General features: G+C 56.9%; 19 protein-coding genes and 3 pseudogenes. 11 read left to right on the top strand and 11 right to left on the bottom strand.

Going from position 1 to position 21,690, the window contains the following annotated elements; all coding sequences use genetic code 11:
• Positions 1-47: 47 nt before the first annotated feature.
• Both H924_RS13315 and H924_RS13310 read right to left on the bottom strand, forming a co-directional pair.
• A complete protein-coding gene (locus H924_RS13315) occupies positions 48-326 on the bottom strand; it encodes a hypothetical protein (RefSeq protein WP_015453126.1) in 279 nt (92 codons plus the stop codon).
• 8 nt (positions 327-334) lie between these two features.
• On the bottom strand, positions 335-946 hold the full coding sequence (locus H924_RS13310) for a ParA family protein (protein ID WP_155862044.1): 612 nt from the start codon (positions 944-946) through the stop codon (positions 335-337).
• Between the two features lie 204 nt (positions 947-1,150).
• Here H924_RS13310 and H924_RS13745 point away from each other — a divergent pair, with 204 nt between their 5' ends.
• Positions 1,151-1,822 carry a 3'-5' exonuclease gene (locus H924_RS13745; RefSeq protein ID WP_155862043.1) on the top strand — a complete coding sequence of 224 codons (672 nt, stop codon included), beginning with the start codon at positions 1,151-1,153 and terminating at the stop codon, positions 1,820-1,822.
• Positions 1,823-2,016: 194 nt separating this feature from the next.
• Here the strand turns inward: H924_RS13745 and H924_RS13300 are convergent, their stop codons facing one another.
• Both H924_RS13300 and H924_RS13295 read right to left on the bottom strand, forming a co-directional pair.
• Positions 2,017-2,679, bottom strand: a complete 663-nt coding sequence (locus H924_RS13300; protein WP_015453123.1) for an MAE_28990/MAE_18760 family HEPN-like nuclease — start codon at positions 2,677-2,679, stop codon at positions 2,017-2,019.
• The gene (locus H924_RS13295) at positions 2,679-3,899 is read right to left on the bottom strand and encodes a DUF262 domain-containing protein (RefSeq protein ID WP_015453122.1); all 1,221 of its coding nucleotides are present in this window, start codon (positions 3,897-3,899) and stop codon (positions 2,679-2,681) included. The genes H924_RS13300 and H924_RS13295 overlap by 1 nt, the downstream gene beginning before the upstream one ends.
• Here H924_RS13295 and H924_RS13290 point away from each other — a divergent pair.
• From H924_RS13290 to H924_RS13275, 3 genes and pseudogenes are all read left to right on the top strand, one after another.
• Positions 3,898-4,614 (top strand): annotated as a pseudogene (locus H924_RS13290) (IS6 family transposase). The gene H924_RS13295 and the pseudogene H924_RS13290 sit on opposite strands and share 2 nt — an antisense overlap.
• A gap of 163 nt (positions 4,615-4,777) precedes the next feature.
• Positions 4,778-5,350 (top strand): hypothetical protein, encoded by a 573-nt coding sequence (locus tag H924_RS13285; RefSeq protein ID WP_015453119.1) that lies wholly within the window; start codon positions 4,778-4,780, stop codon positions 5,348-5,350.
• Between the two features lie 320 nt (positions 5,351-5,670).
• Positions 5,671-6,386: pseudogene (locus H924_RS13275) on the top strand (IS6 family transposase).
• 124 nt (positions 6,387-6,510) lie between these two features.
• Here H924_RS13275 and H924_RS13270 read toward each other — a convergent pair.
• Both H924_RS13270 and H924_RS13265 read right to left on the bottom strand, forming a co-directional pair.
• Positions 6,511-7,080 carry a hypothetical protein gene (locus H924_RS13270; RefSeq protein WP_015453116.1) on the bottom strand — a complete coding sequence of 190 codons (570 nt, stop codon included), beginning with the start codon at positions 7,078-7,080 and terminating at the stop codon, positions 6,511-6,513.
• A gap of 63 nt (positions 7,081-7,143) precedes the next feature.
• Positions 7,144-7,803, bottom strand: a complete 660-nt coding sequence (locus tag H924_RS13265; protein ID WP_015453115.1) for a hypothetical protein — start codon at positions 7,801-7,803, stop codon at positions 7,144-7,146.
• Positions 7,804-8,043: 240 nt separating this feature from the next.
• Between H924_RS13265 and H924_RS13260 the strand changes: the two genes are divergently transcribed.
• From H924_RS13260 to H924_RS13230, 7 genes and pseudogenes are all read left to right on the top strand, one after another.
• Entirely contained in the window at positions 8,044-9,660 is a 1,617-nt protein-coding gene (locus H924_RS13260; protein ID WP_015453114.1) for an ATP-dependent nuclease, read from the top strand.
• 3 nt (positions 9,661-9,663) lie between these two features.
• Complete coding sequence (locus H924_RS13255) at positions 9,664-11,346, top strand: UvrD-helicase domain-containing protein (RefSeq protein ID WP_015453113.1); 1,683 nt, start codon at positions 9,664-9,666, stop codon at positions 11,344-11,346.
• Positions 11,347-11,632: 286 nt separating this feature from the next.
• Complete coding sequence (locus H924_RS13250; protein WP_003860194.1) at positions 11,633-11,830, top strand: transposase; 198 nt, start codon at positions 11,633-11,635, stop codon at positions 11,828-11,830.
• 89 nt (positions 11,831-11,919) lie between these two features.
• Positions 11,920-13,071, top strand: coding sequence for an IS30 family transposase (locus tag H924_RS13245; protein WP_003860195.1), 1,152 nt, complete (start codon positions 11,920-11,922; stop codon positions 13,069-13,071).
• Between the two features lie 53 nt (positions 13,072-13,124).
• Positions 13,125-13,772 (top strand): IS3 family transposase, encoded by a 648-nt coding sequence (locus H924_RS13240; RefSeq protein WP_003860196.1) that lies wholly within the window; start codon positions 13,125-13,127, stop codon positions 13,770-13,772.
• The gene (locus H924_RS13235; protein WP_080506389.1) at positions 13,735-14,079 is read left to right on the top strand and encodes an integrase core domain-containing protein; all 345 of its coding nucleotides are present in this window, start codon (positions 13,735-13,737) and stop codon (positions 14,077-14,079) included. Before H924_RS13240 ends, H924_RS13235 begins: the two co-directional genes overlap by 38 nt.
• Positions 14,024-14,407: pseudogene (locus H924_RS13230) on the top strand (transposase); the annotation flags it as partial. The gene H924_RS13235 and the pseudogene H924_RS13230, both read left to right, overlap by 56 nt.
• 99 nt (positions 14,408-14,506) lie before the next feature.
• Here H924_RS13230 and H924_RS13225 read toward each other — a convergent pair.
• The 5 genes from H924_RS13225 to cmtR form a co-directional block, all read right to left on the bottom strand.
• Positions 14,507-15,598: an IS630 family transposase gene (locus H924_RS13225; protein WP_015453112.1), complete on the bottom strand. Its 1,092-nt coding sequence runs from the start codon at positions 15,596-15,598 to the stop codon at positions 14,507-14,509.
• Positions 15,599-15,886: 288 nt separating this feature from the next.
• A complete protein-coding gene (locus H924_RS13220) occupies positions 15,887-17,974 on the bottom strand; it encodes a heavy metal translocating P-type ATPase (protein WP_003860207.1) in 2,088 nt (695 codons plus the stop codon).
• 123 nt (positions 17,975-18,097) lie between these two features.
• Positions 18,098-19,138 carry an SURF1 family cytochrome oxidase biogenesis protein gene (locus tag H924_RS13215; RefSeq protein WP_029703928.1) on the bottom strand — a complete coding sequence of 347 codons (1,041 nt, stop codon included), beginning with the start codon at positions 19,136-19,138 and terminating at the stop codon, positions 18,098-18,100.
• A gap of 62 nt (positions 19,139-19,200) precedes the next feature.
• On the bottom strand, positions 19,201-21,171 hold the full coding sequence (locus H924_RS13210) for a heavy metal translocating P-type ATPase (protein ID WP_015453110.1): 1,971 nt from the start codon (positions 21,169-21,171) through the stop codon (positions 19,201-19,203).
• The gene (gene cmtR / locus H924_RS13205; RefSeq protein ID WP_015453109.1) at positions 21,168-21,533 is read right to left on the bottom strand and encodes a Cd(II)/Pb(II)-sensing metalloregulatory transcriptional regulator CmtR; all 366 of its coding nucleotides are present in this window, start codon (positions 21,531-21,533) and stop codon (positions 21,168-21,170) included. The genes H924_RS13210 and cmtR overlap by 4 nt, the downstream gene beginning before the upstream one ends.
• Positions 21,534-21,690: the final 157 nt, after the last annotated feature.

Here is a 21,690-nt window from a genome sequence, read left to right as displayed (position 1 = left end):
TATGTGGCCATATAGACATATGTTCATATGAACATATGTCTATATAACTATCTATTTTTCAGCCATTCTATTGCCCACTCCTCCCAGAGTTGGGACAAGCTTGTATCGTCTTCCAATGCAGCCAATTTAGCGTCCTTGAGCAGCTCTTTATTCTTCACGTACAACCGCAGTGTGGCGGCGCGCTGCTCAAAACCTGCAAGCGGAGCCACTTTCTTAGACTGAGTAGAAGTCGAGGTGTTAGCGTCCGTGAGGGCTTTTTTAGCGGATTTTTGCGTGGAGGAGGTTGCAGCTTGATTTGCTTTTTCAGTGGCACTACCGATGGGCATTAATTCTCCTAAAATGCTTCTTTGAGTTCTTTGGCAAGGTCTAACCATTCCTGGAGGGGCTTCGTTGTAATGTTGGGAATGGTGTAGCCTACGCGGCGTGTTGCGCTTCGGGTGGGGATGATCGTATCGGCAAGAGCTGCGCGCGTATGGGCCGTCAGACTTGCTTGAGCTTTGGTTAGTAACTTTTCACGCTTATCTACATTGACTAAGACAACGGCAATGGGAGTTTCTGTCCCCTCAAAAGAATCAAGAGTTGCTTGAGTTCGCTCCATGTCCAAGGGAGAGACGCCGGAAGGAATGAGAACGAGATCTGCACAAGTGGAAGCCGATTCAACGATGCTGTTACTTCCCGGAGGTGTATCGATAAGTATGAAGTCGTAGTCATCATTATTGGAGCGGTTAACCGTAGTTTTTAATGTGCGATCCGTGGGAGTGGATATGGTGGGAAATGGCATATCTTTTTCCACTGCCGCAGCCCAATCACTGGCAGATCGTTGTTTATCCGCGTCAAGAACAAGAACGCGGTCGCCAAGACTTGATAGAGCAAATCCCAGCATCATTGTTGTCGTTGTCTTTCCCGTTCCACCCTTGGTTTGGATGATGGAGATGATGTGCGCCATGAAAATTAGCATATCATGCAATGCCCATATAGGTATATGGCCATAGTGGGTATAGTGTCCACTATATTGCTAATGATTATCTGTTTTACCAGCTAAAGTGTATGACTATACAACCATATAGCCATATGAACATTTATTGGTAGTGGGCACGTATTCGTGGAAAAGAAAATGCCCATGTCCCACTTACGCTTTACACTGAAATGTATGCCGTCTATAAAAAACCTTGTCAGAAACCTCATTCCCGAAGGCGAAGCTGGCGCACCAGTCTTCGCCGTGATCGACACGGAAACCACCGGTCTCAACAAACGCTACGATCGCATCATTGAACTTGCGGCTGTTCGATTCGACAATCAATTCCGCGAAGTAGACCGCTGGCACACCCTCCTTAATCCGGACGGCAAAAAGATCACCAACGCTAAAATCCACGGCATTACCAATGGCGATGTTGCTACTGCCCCACGGTTTGCTGAAATTTACACCGAGTTTGCGCGCTTCATTCATGGCCAAGTACTCATTGCCCACAACGCGCCCTTTGATGCAAAAATGCTCGAAGCAGAAGTTAACCGCATTGACCCCAACGGCAAAGACAGCACAGACGTATTCTTCGCGTTCGTGGATTCCATTGATCTTGCTAGGCAGGTGCTGCCCCAAGGTCCTCATAATCTTCCTGCTTTGCTCAAGCACTACGGGCTAAAGAATCAACAGGCACACGCAGCAATTGGTGACGCTACCGCAACCGGAGCTATGTTGCGAGCCATGTTTGGAATCAAGCTCCCAATCATTAGCCGCAAGATCAGCAAAAAAGCCCCCACATTTGATGGGAGCCATGCTGCTAGATGGGGACTCTCTTGCGCCGCCCCACAGCCTAGGATATAGGCTCATGGACATATGCCCATGAGCCTATATATTCATATATCCATATGGGTATATGGAAGTGGGACTGTAACTAATGTCGCTTTTCGCAGTAATGAAACTGGTGCTGGTTGCAACGACCGCTGAATCCTGGGGCTGAAGAAGAGGAAAACTGCCGTGCTCAAGAGTGAGTGACGACTTTCGTAACAGGCCTTAAATCAACGAGATACGGGCCACCCAGGATCCGCCAGGTACGCCCTGGTGGAAGCAGCATTCCGCACATCATCGGTGAAGATCTCAAGGAGATCTAAGACGTCCTTCTGAAGTGGTAGGAAATCCCCAACCTCAAGAGCTAGAAACTTTCCATGCGCGATTGTATTCCGCCGATCAACAAGCTTTTCATCGATCAAGTTGGCCCGAGTTGAATATTCGGGACGTTGAGGTAAACCCAAGCGTTCCACCACGTCGAGAAAGACTTTCGAAGAGAGATTGCTCTGAGTTTGAACAAGATCCTCGGAGAGAAAGGCCTTTTGAGCAAGACCTTCCCGCAGGAATGAAGCGAACTCATTATGAACACCTGGCGTGGATGCCTGTTCGATCAAAGAAATTCTTGTTTTAAGCGCATTACCGAGGAAGGCCGCACTGAGTTTTTCATAGGTCGGGCTCTGCGTATTGACATACCGAATGTAGAGCTGAGCGATTTGCTTAACCCAACCTTCCCAATGTGCATAGAGGAGAAGAATTCCCGACCGCAAATTGATATTTTGGGCATTCGCGGATTGCTGCACTAGCTTCAGAGACGTGGTGAGCTCCTTCTTCCGCCAACCTGTCTCGTTAGAAATCTTGTCGTCTAATTCCTCGACGGTATAGATTTTTGGCATTATGCCCTGAGAATCTCGCGCCCCATGGGCACCATAAGCCGTATACGAGCTTCTGTGGATTTCCCAGTGGCGAACTTCTTGGTCATTTCCGGTCGGTTCCAAAATTCGATCACAGCTTGCCGTAAATCGGTCTGAGTAGGTACGCCTTCCTTGATCAGATTTGCGAGGCTAATAGCGATTGCTTCGAAAGACGTATTCAGGAATCCACCAGCGAATTTTTTCTTTTCAGGATCCCAACGCCGAAGGATATCTTCATCAGCGGCCAGAAGTTGGTCGAATGTTTTCTTAAAAATCTGTCCAACTAGTGTTTTGTCTCCATAAGGAAAAGACAACGCAAAGTCGACTGCAAATTCTTCTAGCTCATCTTGGAAGTTACGGATCTTGCCAATCTCTTCATCTGACTTCGAATATAGGAAAAGGAAACGGAGTACAAGTTCCTCGTCGTACTTCTTAGATTTATCATTCTCAGGCAATCGCAACAGAGTAACAAATGAATCGTGGTGGGCAAGTTCCCCCAACCACTCGACGAAATCAGGAGAGACTCCTACCAGCTGGGCGTTTCGTATCTCTTGATTCGAGAGCTTAGAACCAAAAGAGTTTAGGCGCTGGAAAAGATCAAACTTTGTCTTGGGATCGGATCCTCGCTGCACAATTTTGACATCCATTTTCGAGCGTTTGATGTCAAGCCTCTGCGCAGAAGTTAAAGAAGGCTGACCATCCGAATCCCAAACAGTGCCGTCCAGAGATGGCAAATATTTCGTCCCTGTCAATACGAGCGGAGGGAATTCTTCAACGTTGAGCAGTCCTTGGAGCTGCAGAAGGGTACTCACTCTCTGCAAACCATCCACAAGCTCCCACCTACCGCCTGCATCCTGAGCTACAAAAATCGACGGAAGGGGAATCCCGATAAGGATGCTTTCGATTAACCGTGCCTTCTGAGCATCATCCCAGCGGAATAGGCGCTGGAATTGAGGGCGGATTATAAGTTCACCATCCCGGTAGAGATTAGTGAGTTCCCCGATACTCATTGGATAACCATCTGTATGAATGGTTCTGCGTGCCGTTTCCAGTTCTGTTTCGAGAGCGCTCATTTGAAAAATGCACCAATCTTTGTAATTTCCATGTGTAATGACAAGGACTTTGTTATGCAGCCATGTTATACGCGGTGCTGTTGCAAAGTTGGGGTAGTAGGAAGCCCGACGTGAAATAATCACAACCATGGGCATCTTCTCCGGTCGTCATTTCCCCCGTGACATCATCCTGTGGGCGGTGCGGTGGTACTGCCGCTACGGGGTGAGCTATCGCGACCTCGAAGAGATGATGACTTAAGCCGTGGTGTGCCAGTTGATCACACCACCATCTACCGATGGGTCCAGAAATATGCTCCTGAACTTGATAAGCAAACCCGGTGGTACCGGCAGGTACCTGACTGGCAGGCCAGTTCCTGGCGGGTAGATGAGACCTACATCCGAGTCGGGGGAAAGTGGTGCTACCTCTGATCTGGCTATCACCGCCGGTGGACAGACCTTAGACTTCTACCTCTCACCAAAACGCAACGTAGCGGCAGCGAAGCGTTTCCTGGCGAAGACTCTGAGGTCGAACACGTCAGCCGGGTTCCCGCGGGTGATTAACACAGATAAAGCACCCTCCCTGTCCAAAGCGATCATCGAGCTCAAGGAGGAAGGTATCTGCCCTCAGACGGTGGAGCACCGTCAGGTGAAATACCTCAACAACGTGCTGGAAGGTGATCACGGGTGGTTGAAACGAATCCTCGGACTGAAGGGTGCATTTAAGAACTTCGACGTCTGCATATCGGACGTTGAAAGGGATGGAGGCGATGCACTCATTGCGAAAAGGGCAGGGCACGATGTTTGCCCTCACGGACAGCCGAATCCGGACGCGGCCATCGTCAACCGGGCATTCGAGACTGCTTAAGCGCCCCGGAGCAAGTACAACTGATGTCCCGAGGCGGGGCTCTTCGACCCTGGCCTAACTTTGCAACAGCACCTTTTCTTACACTTTCCCACCCAGGATAAACAACACTTCTTCAGAACGCCTTACCTCGTAAAATCAAAATACCGAAAAGGTAGGAATCCCTATGGAAACCTTAAAAAGAAAACACGCTCAAGGAATCATCACAGCGATGATAACCGTGCTTTGCATCATTGGAGTCCAACACACAGCGCCGCTTCCAGCCTCTGCTGCAAATGGAAACAGTGAAGTCTCTACCAATAGCGATGCTGATACTAGTGTCGCAAATCTTGATATCAAGACAGTGAATTCAAACACGAGCGAAATAACTACCACCGACGGGGTATTCAGAATGAATCCCGACGGTTCCGTTTCAGTAGTCACAGACACTGGCATGAATCTATACACACTGGAAAAGAACGGCCAGTCCCAGTTCGGTGCAAGTAAAAGCTACGAGTACGAAATAGAAAATAACACCGTATTTATGACGTGGACAGATACCCTGAATGATATTGGGCCACCTGCCATGACAACTTTCGTTAGCATGCAAGATATCTCATGTTGGCTTACTATTGCAGGCATGGCCCTAGCAACAGGAGCAGTCATTGTAGCCACAGCCGGTACTGCAGCCGCTTTCGGGTTCGCAGGTGCCAGTTACGTTATTTCGGCTGGAGGAGTAGTTTTTGGGTGCTATGAGTAAAGAAAAATACATAAACGAAGAATCCAAATCAGGAGAAACAAATACCTACAGTCGAGGTCTATTCAAATTTGGAATATTCCTTACAATAACAGGAGCATTACTTCTAGCTCTGCGACTCCTTCTAGGCGAACACTCCGTGCTGGGAATAGTATCCAATCTTCTCATTATCGTATCTGGCGCATATATTGCTTGGAAACCGTTTCTGAACTATCGAAAGTAGAACTCTCTCAACACAAGCACTGAAACAAAACCCTCCATCATAAGAGGGTGCTGTTGCAAAGTTGGGGTAGTAGGAAGCCCTGCGTGAAATAATCACAACCATGGGGATTTTCTCCGGTCGTCATTTCCCCCGTGACATCATCCTGTGGGCGGTGCGGTGGTACTGCCGCTACGGGGTGAGCTATCGCGACCTCGAAGAGATGATGACTTAAGCCGTGGTGTGCCAGTTGATCACACCACCATCTACCGCTGGGTCCAGAAATACGGCCCTGAACTTGATAGGCAAACCCGGTGGTACCGGCAAGTTCCTGACTGGCAGGCCAGTTCCTGGCGGGTGGATGAGACCTACATCCGAGTCGGCGGCAGGTGGTGCTACCTCTATCGGGCGATCACCGCTGGTGGACATACCCTGGATTTTTACCTCTCCACGAAGCGTAATGTGGCTGCGGCGAAGCGTTTCCTGGCCAAGGCCCTCAGATCCAATGCGTCAGCCGGGTTCCCGCGGGTGATTAACACAGATAAAGCACCCTCCCTGTCCAAAGCGATCTCCGAGCTCAAGGAGGAAGGTATCTGCCCTCAGACGGTGGAGCACCGTCAGGTGAAATACCTCAACAACGTGCTGGAAGGTGATCACGGGCGGTTGAAACGGATCCTCGGGCCGAAGGGTGCATTTAAGAACTTCGACGTCTGCATATCGGACGTTGAAAGGGATGGAAGCGATGCACTCATTGCGGAAAGGGCAGGGCACGATGTTTGCCCTCACGGGCAACCGAATCCGGATGCGGTCATCGTTAGTCGGGCATTCGAGACTGCTTAAGCGCCCCGGAGCAAGTACAACTGATGTCCCGAGGCGGGGCTCTTCGACCCTGGCCTAACTTTGCAACAGCACCGTCGATCATAACTCCGGTTATTTCTGTTGAGGTCGGAGCGTTACCTGCTTTTTAGAAATCACGGTAGCCGGCTTCAATCGCGGCGAGTTGCGCCAAGTGGTCCCAGAAGCGGCTGAGCCTGTTGCCCCACAGCCCTGTGTCTGTAGAGTTCGCCGTGAAATTACCCGTAGCCAGTGGCATGCGGATGAGGATCTTTTCAACCTCGCTGACAGTCAACTGACCCTGGTACGCCAGTAATTGGTCGACCATGTCCCCGTCCCACTCTTCTCTTGTAGACAAATCCTTGGCCTTATTGAGATTAGATTTTTCGGCATCGTAGTACAACGCGATCGGAGCAGCCTGCTGTCTGATCATCACGGTGCAGAAAGCTGCAAAGGTGTGGTCAGATATCTGCGATCGGGCATTGTCGACCCAGCGGATCTCATTTGCCACCCGGGAGGGTGTGTCAGATTTTCCGATGTAGATGATTCCACCATCGGGCCTGCACCACACATAGAGATTTGCGGTTTTGCCCTTGGGGACTTCGGTGATGTGAAGTCCGATGATGTCAGCCATTGCCAGGAGGTGATAAGGAGTAAAGAGGAGCGTGGGGGCGGGTGTTGTAGCCAGAGGAGTGCTCACGATGTGGTCCTTTTCAGAGATAACTAGTTTTTCAAGGGTTAGGGGTGTCGCGGGTTAGGGGTTTTATCCCATGGAGACAGCGGCGCCTCCGCGAAAGATCCACGGTCCTTCGGGGAAGGAGAGGGCTTCGTTCAGGCTTTCGGCGCGCAGCGTGCCGCCGCGTTGGAAACCGCGGGCCATTTTGAGTTCGCGGCGGCTGGACAAATCGAGTTGAAAGACCGTGATGTCGCCCTCGACGCAGGGTCGGATGTCTTCCCAGGGGAGCAGGTCGATTTCCTCGGCAGACAGTCCATATGGGGTGATGATGGATTCTCCCACCACTCCGGCGGTGGTCTGGATCGTGGTGACATCGTAGACCTCGGCGACGGTTCTGTCCTGGTCATCCTTCTTCTGTCCAGACCGCCACAGAACCATCTGCGACGGTCGTCGGTTTCCGATGTGCCCGGAGGATCCTGCGGGGCAGACATAACACCCCAGTGAATCGAACTCCTGGAATCCGGTGGTGGCGTTGATGGGTGCATAGGCCGCTTGGGAGAGCTGAATTGTCCGGAACCAGGATTCGACAGCTGCTGTGGCCCATAGGTTTTTTCCCCGCCGGCTGAAGTCAGGGGCCGGTATGGTTCCCTCTTCGATCATGCGGCCCAGTCCGTTGGCGGCGACTCCCATTGCTTCCGCTAGGTCCGTCTCGGTCATGAGTTCCATAGACAAATCACCATGTTCCATTTAGTAGGTATGTTTCTTTACCTGATAATATCCAACTGTTTTTTGTTTGTCTACTGCCGGAAATTTATGATTGCTTATACATGCTTTGAGATATATCTCAAAGCACGGAGGATCCCGCCCGGTTATGGTGTGGCTCCTCCATAGAGGAAAGCGGGGACAACTTCTAGCACTTACTTGCTGGTGTTAAGCAATATGCTGATAGTGGCGAGGAAAAATCCTCCTCGTACTTAAGGAGGAACGTTGAAGCTCATAGCTATTCGTCTGAAGAACCACAGTCGCCTTGCCGATCTGGAGCTCCAGGTGAGAACTCATCTTGTACTGGTCGGAGCAAACGATGTTGGTAAATCATCACTGCTCCGGTGCTTAAATCTTATTCTTGGCTCTTCAACGGCGGCACTTTACTCTCGGATCACAAAGGATGATTTTGCTGACCCGAATAAACCTTTCGTGATTGAAGTCGACCTAGCAGATTTCTCACTAGATGAACAGGCCGCATTTCCCGATGAAATCCAAATCGGAAACGAACATAAGCCCAACATCCTCACTATTCGCCTAGAGGCTCAGCTTGATGAAGGTGAGACTTTGCAGATCAGCCGCTTTGCGCCGAATGGTGGAGCGCAAAGACAACTCAGTCGAGTTCAGTTAGAAATGCTGGGATGGAAAATGGTGGGAGCTGCACACACCGGCGCCCGTGACTTCCGTAATGATCGGAACAGCTCCCTGGACGATATTCTTGACGCCATCGAGCTCGGGGATGAGGAGAAGCTTTTTAAAGAAGTGGCCGAGGGCTTCCAATATCGGCTCTCTGAATCGAAGGTTCTGTTAAAACTCAGAGAAAAACTGGCAGCTCAGCTTTCACAAGCAGTGCCCCAGGAGATTAATACCGAAGAGTTGCAGTTCGTTAGTGGCAGTACCGCCGAGGATGATTTATTGGCCGATGTCAGGCTTCAAATCACTCGGGACGGAACAAGTCGCGGGGTGCAGGAGCAATCGGACGGTGCGCGTGCGCTTTTCGCAATCGCAATGTATGACCTTGTCTCATCAGCCGCAAACATGGTTTCGATTGATGAGCCCGAAATCCATTTGCACCCCACGAGCCAGCGCAGTCTTGCACGTTTGCTCCGAGGGGCTCAGAACCAGAAAATTATCGCCACTCATTCGCCCGACATCGTCGGTGCTTTCCCCCCAGAGGACATTGTTGTCGTCAGTAGGGGCGGTATTGTCAAACAGCCCAAGGAAACTTTTCTCGACGGCAATTCGAAATTAGCAGCCCACTGGTGGGTGAGAAACAAACTGGAACCGCTTACTTCCAATCTGGTTATCCTAGTTGAAGGGGTATCCGACCGAATTGTGCTTCAGCGAGTGGCCGAGCTCCTAGACAAAGATCCCGACCGGTTGGGCGTCTCAGTTGTCGAGACGGATGGCGGGAATGAAATTCCAAACGCTCGGAAAGTGTTCGGGCCGGATGGTTTTGACATCCCGCTCCTGATGCTGATTGATGAGGACGCCAAGGTAAAAACGGCTGAGAAACTGGGGGTCCAGAATGCCGACCTTGCACGTCATAATGTGGTTATCTCCGACCCAGATCTTGAAGGAGAATATACGTCCGCCATTGGCGGAAAAGAACTCTGGAAGCGGTTAGAAAATTCTAATGAATTCACCAGGAACCAACTCCGGACCTGTGAAGCTTCAGGACGTAATGGGGAACGGACCGACGAGGACGTAGCTGCTTTCTGCAGGAAAAATAAGAACAAGGTTCAAGCCTCACTGATCGTCGCCCAGACTCTTACTCAGGAAGAAGCTGCCTGCATTGGCTCAATTTCCACCCTTCTCAACAAGGTGGAGCAGGGGGAATAGGCATTGAAACCGACTATCCCTCAGGAGCAGATCCGAGATTATGAACCCTTGGGCTTGATTATCACTGCCCCGGCAGGCTGCGGGAAAACAGAGGCTTTAGCGCTTCGAGTACGCGGAATGATTGATCGACGTGTTGTTACGCCTCCGCGAAAAATTCTACTAGTGACCTTCACTAACAGGGCCAAGGAGAATATCGGTGAGAGATTGCGAACCTATCTCACACCACAAGAAATCACTCGTTATATAACATTGCACAACCTGCATGGACTATCCGCCCGAATTATAGCTGCTCACGGCCAAGTGATAGGCCTCGATTCATCGTGGAAGCTACCGGACTCGGACTGGATCGCCTCCAAGTTCCGAGAGCGGGGTCTGGACTATCACCAGAAAACCCTCATCAGTAGCCATCTGCAGCAGGCAAAGCTTGAAACCCGTACCGACGATGAAGTCCTAGATTACCTCAGGCTTATCCAAGACCAGGACGCCATTGAAATCGAACGCGAGCGCCAAGACAGTAAGCAGCTTACTTATGATGATCTCCCCCGATTAGCAGACCTTATCCTCCGTAATGAGCAGATTGCTGCACTCTACCAGGAACATTTTTCCTGCATCGTCATTGACGAATTCCAGGACCTCACCCTTCAACAGTTAAGCATCCTTCAACGTATTGGCAGGGGCCGCATCACTTATGCAGGTGACCTCGCTCAAGGTATCTATGGCTTCACTGGTGCGAAACCTGAACAAGTGCTGGCAGCCGCAAGATCTGAGGGGATTGACGAAATTACGTTTACAGAGTCACACCGGTCATCACCTGCTGTTCTCGAACTTGTCAACTCCCTACGCCCCCGTACCGGCGGTGTAGAGCTGAAGTGTTCATCTCCAGAGTCCTGGCCCGGAGGTGGTTTCGCTTCCCATCAGGTTTTCGAGTCTGAAAAGGATGAAGCAGACGGCATCGTAAGATTCGCTGCGGGGATCTTGTCTCGAGGAAAAGAACAGCGCATCGGAGTGCTGACGCGTACAAAGAAGCGACGAGAAAACCTTGACGAGCTGCTTACCAGGGGGGCTCCATTCTCTTGGTATCGCTGGGACGACCCAATATTCGATTCACACATCGCGCCTCTTCTCCGTTCAGCTCTCCGCAAAGCAAATCCAGCGCAGTTGGGAGGCGCTGATGCTCAGCAGCATCTATTGGAGTTTGTCGACCCATTAGAGCTCCAAGATCCATCAACATATGAAGGCTTGGTGCAAGGATGCGCCTGGATTTACGATCTCGCTAGCGAAGGAATTTCGAAGTCAGAGATCAATCAACGCATCAAAGCCGATGAGAATGAGACGCTACTTTCGGCTCCAGGACTTCACCTAGTGACAGGACATGCGGGCAAGGGTCAACAATTTGATTGGGTGATTGTTATGGGACTTGAGCAGGGCTCTATACCGTCGTTTCAAGCAAAAACAGAACGAGCCATTGTTGAAGAATCTAGAGTGCTGTCAGTAATGATTTCTCGCGCTCGCCACGGTGTACTTACTACTTTCTCTAAGGTCGGTATAAAACCCTGGGGCGCCCGATTTAAAAATAATCCATCAGTGTTTATGGACCTGCTGTGTGACTCAGATTCCTATACTGACTGGGAAGGGGGGCGTGATTGGCTTAATGCTGCGGACTGGGAGGCCATTTCCATTAGGTAGCCCTACCTTCATGTAGAACATGAATAACCTCGCTGTTTCATTGCGGTATACCCTAATGAGACAGGCGGACATCGCGGATTCTCCCTGTGACTTGCAGCTTCGTTTGGCGGTTTTTCCGCGGCTTCGAATGGCGGTTCAGTCGACGCCGATGGCAACACCTGGATAGGCCACCCGGGCGCTCGGGATGGGCTTATTAGAGGCCGAAGGCGCCGCCGCTGACGAGGATGAAGTATCACCACCATGAAGAAGTCCTACAACCCTTAAGTTCAAGGCACGGGCCGTCCGGATGGTCCAGCAGCATCGTGAGGACTACCGATCGCTGACCGTCACCTGCACCGCCGTCGGGGACGAGCTCGGTGTCTCGCGCGAAACCCTGCGCAACTGGGTCCGCCAGGCCGAGGTCGACGCCGGCCACGTCCCCGGTGTGAGCACCGAGGAAAACGAGGAAATGACCCGCCTGCGCAAGGAGAACAAACGCCTGTGAGAGGCCAACGAGATTTTGAAGAAGGCCACCTTAGACTCAACCCGTGAGTGCAACACCATCTCGGCCCACCTCATGAAGGGAAGAATCAGATGGCCAAGATCGGACGACCCGGCTTACCCCAAGATCAACGCCAGAAAGTCTGGGACCTGTGGAAAACCGGTTCCTCTATCAGCGATATATCACGCGACGTCGGTTCCCCACCAGGATCAATCTTTTCCATTCTCCTGCCCCGGGGAGGGATCTATCTCCCGGCCCAGAAACACCACCCAGGCACTCTCACCCTGGCCGAGCGCGAGGAAATATCCCGCGGCTTAAGTGTGGGATTATCCTACCGCGCGATCGCACGACTGACAGGTCGCAGCGCGTCGACGATCAGTCGTGAAGTAACCCGTAACAGGGGACGCACGGCCTACCGTGCCATAGATGCCGATGACCGCTCATGGCGACAGGCGCGTCGACCCCAGCGCTGCAAACTCGCCAAGAACCCCGTCCTACGCGGATACGTGGCCGCGCGTCTGCGCGAGGACTGGTCACCGGAGCAGATCGCCGGACGACTCAAGATCACCTACGCGTGCACCTCTCGGATGCAGATCTCTCACGAGTCGATCTACAAGTCACTGTTCATCCAGTCCAGAGGCGTCCTGCCCAAAGACCTGCAGAAACATCTCCGTTCCCGCCGGCCGATCAGGAAGGCACGCTCCAACACCACCAGTGGGCAGTGGCGCTCCCAGATCAAGGATGCAGTGTCGATCTCGAAGCGCCCGAAGGAGGCAGAAGCCCGCGTCCAGGTGGGCCACTGGGAGGGAGATCTCGTCATCGGCGCCCAGCAGTCACAGATCGCCACGGTGATCGAACGGGCAACCCGATTCACACGGGTGGTCCACGTCGAGTCCAGACATGCGGCGTCGGTGACAGCTGGTCTGATACGGGAACTGGGGCAGCTGCCGGATCAGGCGAAGCGTTCGTTGACGTGGGACCGGGGAATGGAGCTGGCCGGCCACAAGGAGGTCACCGCCGGCACGGGGATGACGGTGTGCTTCGCTGATCCTCACTCACCCTGGCAACGCGGAACAAACGAAAATACCAACCGGTTGCTGCGGCAGTATTTCCCGAAGAAAACATCGATGAAGGGCTTCAGTCAGACGGACCTGGATCAGGTGGCCGATAAGCTCAACAACCGTCCCCGGAAGGTTCTGGGATTCCGCACCCCTGCTGAGCAGTATGAAGCACTGTTGCGTTGACGGATTGAACCCAAGACGGTTTTCTTCGCCGGGGAGCTCGACCCCGGAAACCGTTGATCGTCGCCTTCATCGACCAGATGAAAAAAGAAGGCTTTGCTGTCGAGTCGGCCCGCCATGTGCTGCGTGAGCAGGGCGTGCAGGTCGCGGCGAGGACCTACCACCACTGGAAGAAAGTACCGGCCACACGGACCATGACGGACGCGCAGATCCTCAACGCCCTCTACGAGCTTCGGGACGCACCGGAATCCCTGTACGGGCGGCGCAAGATGGTCGCCCACCTGCGTCGGCAGGGTCATGCGAGGGCGCATTGCACCGTCGGCCGGTTGATGCGCCTGGCCGGGATGAACGGTATCTTCAGGCGCCGGACCACGGTGCGGACCACGATTCCCGGGTCCGGGGACCGTGCCCCTGACCTGCTGAACCGGAACTTTACCGCCGAGGCGTCCAACCGGGTATGGGTCGCCGATTTCACCTACGCCCGCACCGGTTCGGGCTGGGTCTATGTGGCCTTCATCGTTGACGTGTACTCGCAGCGCATCGTCGGCTGGCACGCGCAGACCTCCCGCGGAGTCGAACTGGTGCGTATCCCACGGTACCCGGCGCTGTGGGAGCGTGACCGCACCCAGCGTCCCGTTGTCCGTGGTGAGCTGACGCACCACTCGGATGCGGGCAGCAAGTCACACCGCGGTGAAATTCACTGAGAACCTGGCCCTGCAGGGCATCACCCCGTCGATCGGGAGTGTGGGTGATGCCTACGACAATGCGCTGATGGAGTCGAGCAACGGGCTGGACAAGACCGAGTGCATCGGCTCCCGGATCTTCACCGCACAGAACCTGGAGTCGATCGTCGACGTCGAACTCGCGACCATGGCGTGGGTGCAGTGGCACAACCACCACCGGCTGCATTCCACCCTGGGGATGGTCCCGCCGGCGGAGTACGAGGAGTCCTACTGGGCCAGAGAAGCTACAATTCCTGGGTCACCTGCGACGGCGGCTCACCCAATCTAACGGCGGCAACAAAGCCGTAGCGGTTCACGGCACCGCCCCAGAGTGTTGGCTGCTGGTCGAATGGCCCGCCGGAGAAGACGAACCCACCGATTACTGGTTGTCGACCCTGCCCGAGACCACCCCCATCGAGCAGTTGGTGCGCCTGGGAAAGATCCGGTGGCGGATCGAACACGACTACCGCGAACTCAAGCACGGCCTGGGACTCGACCACTTCGAGGGTCGACATTGGCTCGGCTGGCATCACCACACCACACCCGTCACCGCAGCACACCTGTTCATCACCATGAAACGACTGGCCGCCGGCCCAAAAGCACTACCGGCGGCCTGACTTTTTACACGGTGCTCACTGAACTCCAGACCGCCGTCATCCGGTTACTCGACCGCTGTCCCTACTGCCACCGCCCCAGAGACACCTAACAAAGCACTACTAGTGTCCTGCGCCGTTAATTCGTTGTAAGGATCGGGCGATGGAGTCGAGGATGTCCTCGGCCGTTTTAGTCCATATGAACGGCTTCGGGTCCTCGTTCCACGCCCTCACCCAGTCGCGGAGGTCTTTCTCCAGTGCCTGCACGCTTCGGTGGTCGCTGCGCTGAAGGAGCTCTCGGGTCACCTCGGCAAACACCCGCTCCACCTGGTTGATCCAGGAGGAGTAGGTGGGCGTGAAGTGCATGTGGAACCGGGGGTGCTTGCCCAGCCAGGTCTGGATCGTCGGGTGTTTGTGGGTGGCGTAGTTGTCGCAGATGACGTGCACGTCCAGGCCCTCGGGGACGGTTTTGTCGATCTTGACCAGGAATTTTCTGAACTCCACCGAGCGGTGCTTGCGGTGGACCTGGGAGATCACCGTCCCATCGGCAACGTTGAGTGCGGCGAACAGACTCGTGGTGCCGTGGCGGACATAGTCGTGTGCGCGGCGCTCGGGTGTTCCCGGCATCATCGGAAAGGCCGGCTGGGACCGCTGTAGGGCTTGTACCTGGCTTTTCTCATCGACACACAGCACGACCGCTGACTCCGGTGGGTTCAGATACAACCCGACGATGTCATAAATTTTCTCGGTGAAAAAGGGATCGTTGGAAAGCTTGAACCCCTCCTCCAGGTGGGGCTTGAGTCCGAAAGCCTTCCAGATCCGACCGACCGTGGACTTCGACAGGCCGGATTTCTCGGCCATGCTCGCCCGCGACCAATGGGTCGCATTCGCAGGGGTTGATTCCAGGGTGTCGATGATGACCTGCTCGACCCGGTCGATACCGATCGTCGCGGGCCGACCCGGCCGGGGCTCGTCGACCAGTCCGTCGAGGCGCTTGTCGATGAAGCGGGCCCGCCATTTACCCACCGTCGGCAATGAGATCCCCAACCGACGGGCGACCTCCGAGTTCGATGCCCCGGTTGCGCATTCCAGTACGATCCGGGAGCGGAGCGCGAGGTCCTGGGTGGTTTTGCGTCGCCGGACCCAGCGTTGCAGTTGGTCGCGTTCATCATCGGTCAAGGTCAGTGGGGCTAACGCCGGTCCTCGGTGTGCCATACCCAATTTTACAATGATCCAGCAGCGAATTAACGGCGCAGGACACTAGGCGAGCTTCCCCCAGGGAACCAAACTCCCGGCGATCGTCTGACAGGCCGGAAGGAGTGTCCGGAAGTCGATGTTGATTCCAGTCCCGTCTGATATGACCCATACGGTGCCGCTGACGGGACAATCCATGAGTGAGTTCCTCTGGATAGCCCGGGGGTTGAGTGGGGGTAAGCGGTTCTCCGACAGATCGGACGGACTGTTCTCGCCACGGGCCCCACTGGTGACTCGCGGGGAGAAGCATCAGTGCGTGGGCTTTTCTTCGTGGTCGATGCCGGCGTGTTCCTGGCCCTTCTGGAAGTTGAGCAGGCGAAGCGCGTTCGCGACGACGATGAGGGTGGATCCCTCATGGATGAGCACGACGGCGCCGATATTAAGCCCAAGGAAGGTCGCGATGATGAGGAAAACGACGATGGCGAGGCTGGCGATGAGGTTCTGTCGGATGATCCGGCTGGCGGCCCGGCTCAGCCGGACAGCGAACGGGATGCGTCCGAGGTCGTCGCTCATCAGCGCGATGTCGCAGGTCTCTAACGCGACCGTCGACCCGGCAGCACCCATCGCAATGCCGACGTCAGCGCGGGCCATCGCGGGGGCGTCGTTGACGCCGTCGCCGATCATCGCGATCGGGCGGTATGTCTTGGCCAGGCTCGTGATGTGAGTGACCTTGTCCTCGGGGAGGAGCTCTCCGATCGCCGTGTCGACGCCGACTTCCTGACCTACCGCGTCGGCGACCCGCTGATTGTCGCCGGAGATCATGACCAGATGGCCGACCCCTGTGTCCCGGAGCGCGTTGAGCACCTGGGCGGATTCGGCGCGGGAGGCGTCCATCACTCCCACGACCCCCAGGAAGCGGTCACCACGACGCACGATCATCAACGTCTGCCCAGAGTCGCGGGCTTCGGCGTAGGCCTTGGCCAGCGAGGAGGGCAGTTCAAGCTGCTGTTCGTCGAACATGCGCAGGTTGCCGATTTCGACCCGCTCTCCGTCGATCGTCGCGGTGATGCCGCGGCCGGTGAGTGCCGAGAGGTCGGTGGCCACCAGCCGCCCGGTCTCGGGGACGCGGGGTGCAAGGTCGCGGACGATCGCGGCGGCGAGGGGGTGGTCGCTGAGAGATTCGACCGACACGAGTGTCGGGATCAGTTCCGATTCGGACGTGTCATCGGCGGGAACGAGCGAGGTCACTCGTGGTGCGCCCCACGTGAGGGTGCCGGTCTTGTCGAACGCTATCGCCTCTACTCGTCCGAGTGTCTCGAGCGGGGCACCGCCCTTGACGAGCACGCCGGCACGGGCGGCGCGGGCCACGCCCGCCAGGACTGCGGCTGGGGTGGCGATCGCGAGAGCGCATGGGCTCGCGGCGACGAGCACAGTCATGGCGAGGTAGAAGGCGTCGCGGAACGGCTGCGCGAACGCGAACATCGACACCAGCAGGGTGGCGATGACCCCGAGGATCACGGCGGGCACGTACCAGCGCTGGAACCGGTCGATGAACTGCTGTGTCGGGGACGCAGCCTGGTCGGCGGTGCGAACAAGCTCAACGACCTTGCTCAGTGTCGAGTCAGCGGCGGTCGCGGTGACCTCGATCTCGAGTAGGCCAGACCCGTTCACGGTGCCGGCAAACACTCGATTGGTGGCGGGGAGGGTGCCGACCGTGTGCATCGTCCGTGTGGGGTCGGACACCGGTTCCTTCTCCACGGGGATCGACTCGCCCGTGACTGCCGATTGATCAACGGCGGACATTCCGGAGATCACGAACCCGTCCGAGGGGATGCGGGAGTTCGGACGGATGACAACGATGTCTCCGACCACGAGCTCCTCCACCGGTACTTCCACGGGTTCGGTTTCGCCGCGGCGCACCAGGGCGCTGCGGGGGGCGAGCTCGGCGAGGGCCTCGATGGACTTGCTGGCACGGCTAAGGGCGTACTCTTCGAGTGCGTGGCCGAGGCTGAACAGAAACAGCAGCACCGCACCCTCCGCCCACCGGCCGATGAGAGCGGCGCCGACCGCGGCGACGAGCATGAGGAAGTCGACCTCGAACTTCCCTCGCAGCGTGGAGGAGATAGCGGTGCGGATGGTGAAGAACCCACCGAAGAAGTAGGTGGCGAGGAAGAACGCCAACGGCCATCCGACCATCGGCAGCCCCAACGCGAACTCCGCGATCATCCCACCGGTGTAAGTGACGCCGGCGGCGATCGCGAACCACAGCTCCCAGCGTGCGGAACCGTGGGCATGATCTTGGGTATGAGTGGCCGCCGATGTCGGTGGCAGGGTTGTGGGGGATCCGTTCGGGGCAGTACGGTGGCCGGGGTCATGGTCGTGTTGGTGCTCGCTCATGCCTGTAGCCTAACGGGGAAAACCTCTTATTGAAAGCTTATTAAAAATCCTTGAGGGTATCCCATTCCGCACCCTCCGTATAGACATCGAGCGGGCCGCAACGTGTGGTGCGCAAGGCTGCGGTTAGAACCGCTCGTGCCGGCGGTTGGTGAATTTCCGGGAGTGGTTCGGCTGGCTGTCGCCGTAACGGTCGTGCAACATGCGTGCACGGGCACCAGAGGATGCGGAAGTAGGAGCTTGGGCATGGGCGAGACCCTGGGTGTCATTTTCCGGGTGAGTGGTGTGGAGGACGCCCACCGGGTCGGAATCTGTCTCTTCGTCCTGGGAGTCCCCGGTCTGCTGCGAGGATGCGGATCCGTCGGCCAGCTCGGCCTCCTCGCGGCGCACACGGCGGCGTTCCTTCAGCTCCGCCCAGATAAAATACCCCAGGCCGAGCGGGGCCATGATGCCGAAGGCGATCCACTGGAAGGCGTAGGACAGGTGCGAACCGCGGTCGAGCATGGGCACCGGGATGGCGTTGATCTCCCCGGCCTGCCCCTCGGCCAGCTGCACATAGTCCTCCGCCAGGTCCCTGCCGGTCACCTCGGCAATCTGCGCGGTGTTGATGCCGTAGACCTGGCGGTAGCCCTGGTCCTCGATCGGGGGGGACATCGGTGTCTGCTCGGTGAATCGGGCGTGGCCGACGATGGACTGCTCACCGGCTGGCGCAGTATCCATCGGTGGGACACCGCCCTCAAGCGGCGGGTTGAAACCCCGGTTGACCAGGATGATCTCACCGGAGTTCAGCTGGAAGGGAGTCAAGGCATGGAAGGCAGGGGAGGAGTCGACCGGACGGTTGCGCATCAGCACCTCATCCTCGGGCAGGTAGTGGCCCTGAAGGATCACCCGGGCCCATTCCTCCCCGGGCTCGATACTGCCCTGGGCGTCAAAGATCTCCTCGGCGGGGACGAGCTCGACCTCGAAGGCGGCTTCGATCTGCTCGTTGCGCTCGACGATAGTGCTATCCCTGCTCAGCTGCCACGGCGCCAGAAAGGTAAAGGCGACGTAGGAGAAAGCGATGATGGCAAGGACACCGAACACCCAGCCGGGCCGGAGGAATGTCCGCCAGCCCTTCTTCTGCGGGGCCCGACCGTACCTGCGTTCATGTGTGCTGCTCACAGCCATGAAGTCTACTGCCCCGTCCGGTGGAAAGTACATCCTGTCGCAGGGTGCTCATGGGGAAAGCACTACGAGACCCGGGACCTTCCGTACGCATCCTCGTCGGCGGTGACCGTGGTCGCCTCGACGGGCTTCAGGTCAGGATGCTGGGTGCGGGCGGCGCGTAGGCCGTTGGCGATGACGATGACCTCGGCCACCTCGTGGACCAGCACGACAGCAGCCAGTCCCAGCACTCCGGTGATCGCCAGCGGCAACAGGACGATGATGATCGCCAGGGACAGCACAATGTTCTGGTTGATGATGGCCCGGCCCCGGCGGGCGTGGTGCAGGGCACGCGGGATCAGGCGCAGGTCATCGCCGGTAAACGCCACATCCGCAGACTCGATCGCCGCATCCGAGCCCTTGGCACCCATGGCGATACCGATATCGGCTCGGGCCAGGGCGGGCGCGTCGTTGATGCCGTCACCGATCATCGCCACCGGGCCGCGGGTCCCCAGTCCGGCCACGGCGGTGGCCTTGTCCTCCGGGCGTAGCTCGGCCCGCACGTCCGTGATGCCGGCCTCCCGGGCCAGGGCGGTGGCGGTGCGGGTGTTGTCGCCGGTGAGCATGGTGACCCCGAAACCCTTATCGGTGAGTGTCCGGATGACTTCGGGGGCCTCGGGGCGGAGTTCATCGCGCACCCCCACCGCACCGACCGGGTGGTCGTCACGGTAAACGATGACCACGGTCATACCCTGGCTCTCCAGGGTTTCGACCTGCCCGACCAAGGGGCCAGGGGACAGCCAGCGGGGACTCCCGACCTTAATCTGCGTCCCGTCGATCACCCCAGTGATCCCCTGCCCCGCAGTCTCGTCAACCTGCTGGGCAGTCGGCGCCTGGGGTGCTGCGGCGGTAATAGCGGCGGCCAGCGGGTGGGTGGAGTGATCCTCGAGCGCGGCAGCCCAGCCGAGGACATCTGCCCGACTGATGCCATCGATGGTGAGCACCTCCGCAACAGTGGGCTGATTGCGGGTTAGGGTACCGGTCTTATCCAGGGCCAGGTGGCGGATGCCACCGAGGCGCTCAAAAGCGGCGCCGGACTTGATGACCACCCCGAACTTGCTGGCCGCCCCGATCGCGGAGACGACCGTGACCGGCACCGAGATCGCCAGCGCACACGGCGAGGCCGCGACCAGCACGACCAGGGCACGCTCAATCCACACACCTGGATCCCCGAACAGGGACCCGATCACGGCAACGAAGATGGCCAGAATGAGCACCCCCGGCACCAGGGGGCGGGCCAACCGGTCGGCGATACGCGCGCGTTGGCCCTTCTCACTCTGCGCCTGCTCGACCAGCGCGACCACAGTGGTCAGGGAATTGTCCGTGCCTCCGGCGGTGGCCTCAACTTCGAGAGCCCCGGTGGTGTTGATTGAGCCAGCCAGCACCGCGTCACCGGGGCCGACCTCCACAGGGATGGATTCCCCGGTGATCGCCGAAACATCCAGGCTGCTGTGCCCGGACCGGATGATTCCATCGGTGGCCAAGCGATCTCCGGCCGCCAGGCGCAACACATCCCCTGGAGCGAGGTCTTCGACCGGCACCGTGCGGGTAGACCCGCGGACAAGAATGGTCGCGGTCGAGGGGATCAGAGCAAGCAGGGACCGCAGGCCCGAGCGGGCCTTGTCCATCGCCTTATCTTCCAGCGCCTCTGCGATGGAGTAGAGGAAGGCTAGGGCGGCGGCCTCCTCGATGAACCCGAGCAGGACGGCACCGGTGGCGCTGATCGTCATCAGCAACCCGATACCCAGTTTTCCCCGGGTAAACAACCCCTTCAGCGCCCCAGGAACGAACTGGGAGGCACCCAACAACAGGGAGGCCCAGAATAAGACGAGGGCGATCATCCCGGCATGGGGGACGAACCACTCAAGGATCAGACCAACCAGCAACGATACACCGGAGGCCACAGGAAGGAGGATAGCCCGATCACGCCACCAGGGCGTGTGCTCCTCTTCTCTGGCCATCGGTGCAGATGGTTCACAACCACAGGCAGACGTCATGACTGCTGGCCTCCTTCTGTATCGCAACAGCCGGCGACCGGACAGGCAGGGTCTAGGCAGGGGGCATCCTCATCAACGGCGAGGGTGATCTCTACCAGGGCATTGAGCGCGCGAGTCAGGTGTGCATCAGCGATTTCGTAGCGGGTACGCCGCCCCTCCGGCTCGGCGACTACAATCCCGCAGTCGCGTAGACAGGCCAGGTGGTTGGAGACATTCGTCCGGGTCAACCCCAGCGTTTCGGCCAGTTGGGCCGGATACCCGGGGGATTCGAGTAGGGACAACAGGATCCGGGACCGGGTGGGATCGGCCATGGCACGGCCCAGGCGATTCATCACATCAAGACGAGAAGCAATAGTCAGCATGCACTGACTATACAGTGGGGACTGATTAGTCTGCAATTGTCCCTAGGGTGGCCGCCCCTGGATGTCCGACGAACGTCAGGTGGGAGGTGGGGTCCTGAAACCGCGTCAGCCTGGAGGGAGATTGACCCGCGGCATGGCACACCGGCGCTCAGGATGT

Origin of the sequence: Corynebacterium callunae DSM 20147 (assembly GCF_000344785.1) — a bacterium.
Taxonomy (GTDB): Bacteria; Actinomycetota; Actinomycetes; order Mycobacteriales; family Mycobacteriaceae; genus Corynebacterium; species Corynebacterium callunae.
Note: the sequence above shows the minus strand (reverse complement) of the source record. Positions and strands in the feature narration are given on the sequence as shown.

What these genes read in the sequence shown, in the direction of transcription:
- H924_RS13315 (WP_015453126.1), bottom strand. Translation starts at nt 326, where the DNA reads ATGCCCATCGGTAGTGCCACTGAAAAAGCAAATCAAGCTGCAACCTCC.
- H924_RS13310 (WP_155862044.1), bottom strand. Translation starts at nt 946, where the DNA reads ATGGCGCACATCATCTCCATCATCCAAACCAAGGGTGGAACGGGAAAG.
- H924_RS13745 (WP_155862043.1), top strand. Translation starts at nt 1,151, where the DNA reads ATGCCGTCTATAAAAAACCTTGTCAGAAACCTCATTCCCGAAGGCGAA.
- H924_RS13300 (WP_015453123.1), bottom strand. Translation starts at nt 2,679, where the DNA reads ATGCCAAAAATCTATACCGTCGAGGAATTAGACGACAAGATTTCTAAC.
- H924_RS13295 (WP_015453122.1), bottom strand. Translation starts at nt 3,899, where the DNA reads ATGGTTGTGATTATTTCACGTCGGGCTTCCTACTACCCCAACTTTGCA.
- H924_RS13285 (WP_015453119.1), top strand. Translation starts at nt 4,778, where the DNA reads ATGGAAACCTTAAAAAGAAAACACGCTCAAGGAATCATCACAGCGATG.
- H924_RS13265 (WP_015453115.1), bottom strand. Translation starts at nt 7,803, where the DNA reads ATGGAACATGGTGATTTGTCTATGGAACTCATGACCGAGACGGACCTA.
- H924_RS13250 (WP_003860194.1), top strand. Translation starts at nt 11,633, where the DNA reads ATGGTCCAGCAGCATCGTGAGGACTACCGATCGCTGACCGTCACCTGC.
- H924_RS13245 (WP_003860195.1), top strand. Translation starts at nt 11,920, where the DNA reads ATGGCCAAGATCGGACGACCCGGCTTACCCCAAGATCAACGCCAGAAA.
- H924_RS13235 (WP_080506389.1), top strand. Translation starts at nt 13,735, where the DNA reads ATGCGGGCAGCAAGTCACACCGCGGTGAAATTCACTGAGAACCTGGCC.
- H924_RS13225 (WP_015453112.1), bottom strand. Translation starts at nt 15,598, where the DNA reads ATGGCACACCGAGGACCGGCGTTAGCCCCACTGACCTTGACCGATGAT.
- H924_RS13220 (WP_003860207.1), bottom strand. Translation starts at nt 17,974, where the DNA reads ATGAGCGAGCACCAACACGACCATGACCCCGGCCACCGTACTGCCCCG.
- H924_RS13215 (WP_029703928.1), bottom strand. Translation starts at nt 19,138, where the DNA reads ATGGCTGTGAGCAGCACACATGAACGCAGGTACGGTCGGGCCCCGCAG.
- H924_RS13210 (WP_015453110.1), bottom strand. Translation starts at nt 21,171, where the DNA reads ATGACGTCTGCCTGTGGTTGTGAACCATCTGCACCGATGGCCAGAGAA.
- cmtR (WP_015453109.1), bottom strand. Translation starts at nt 21,533, where the DNA reads ATGCTGACTATTGCTTCTCGTCTTGATGTGATGAATCGCCTGGGCCGT.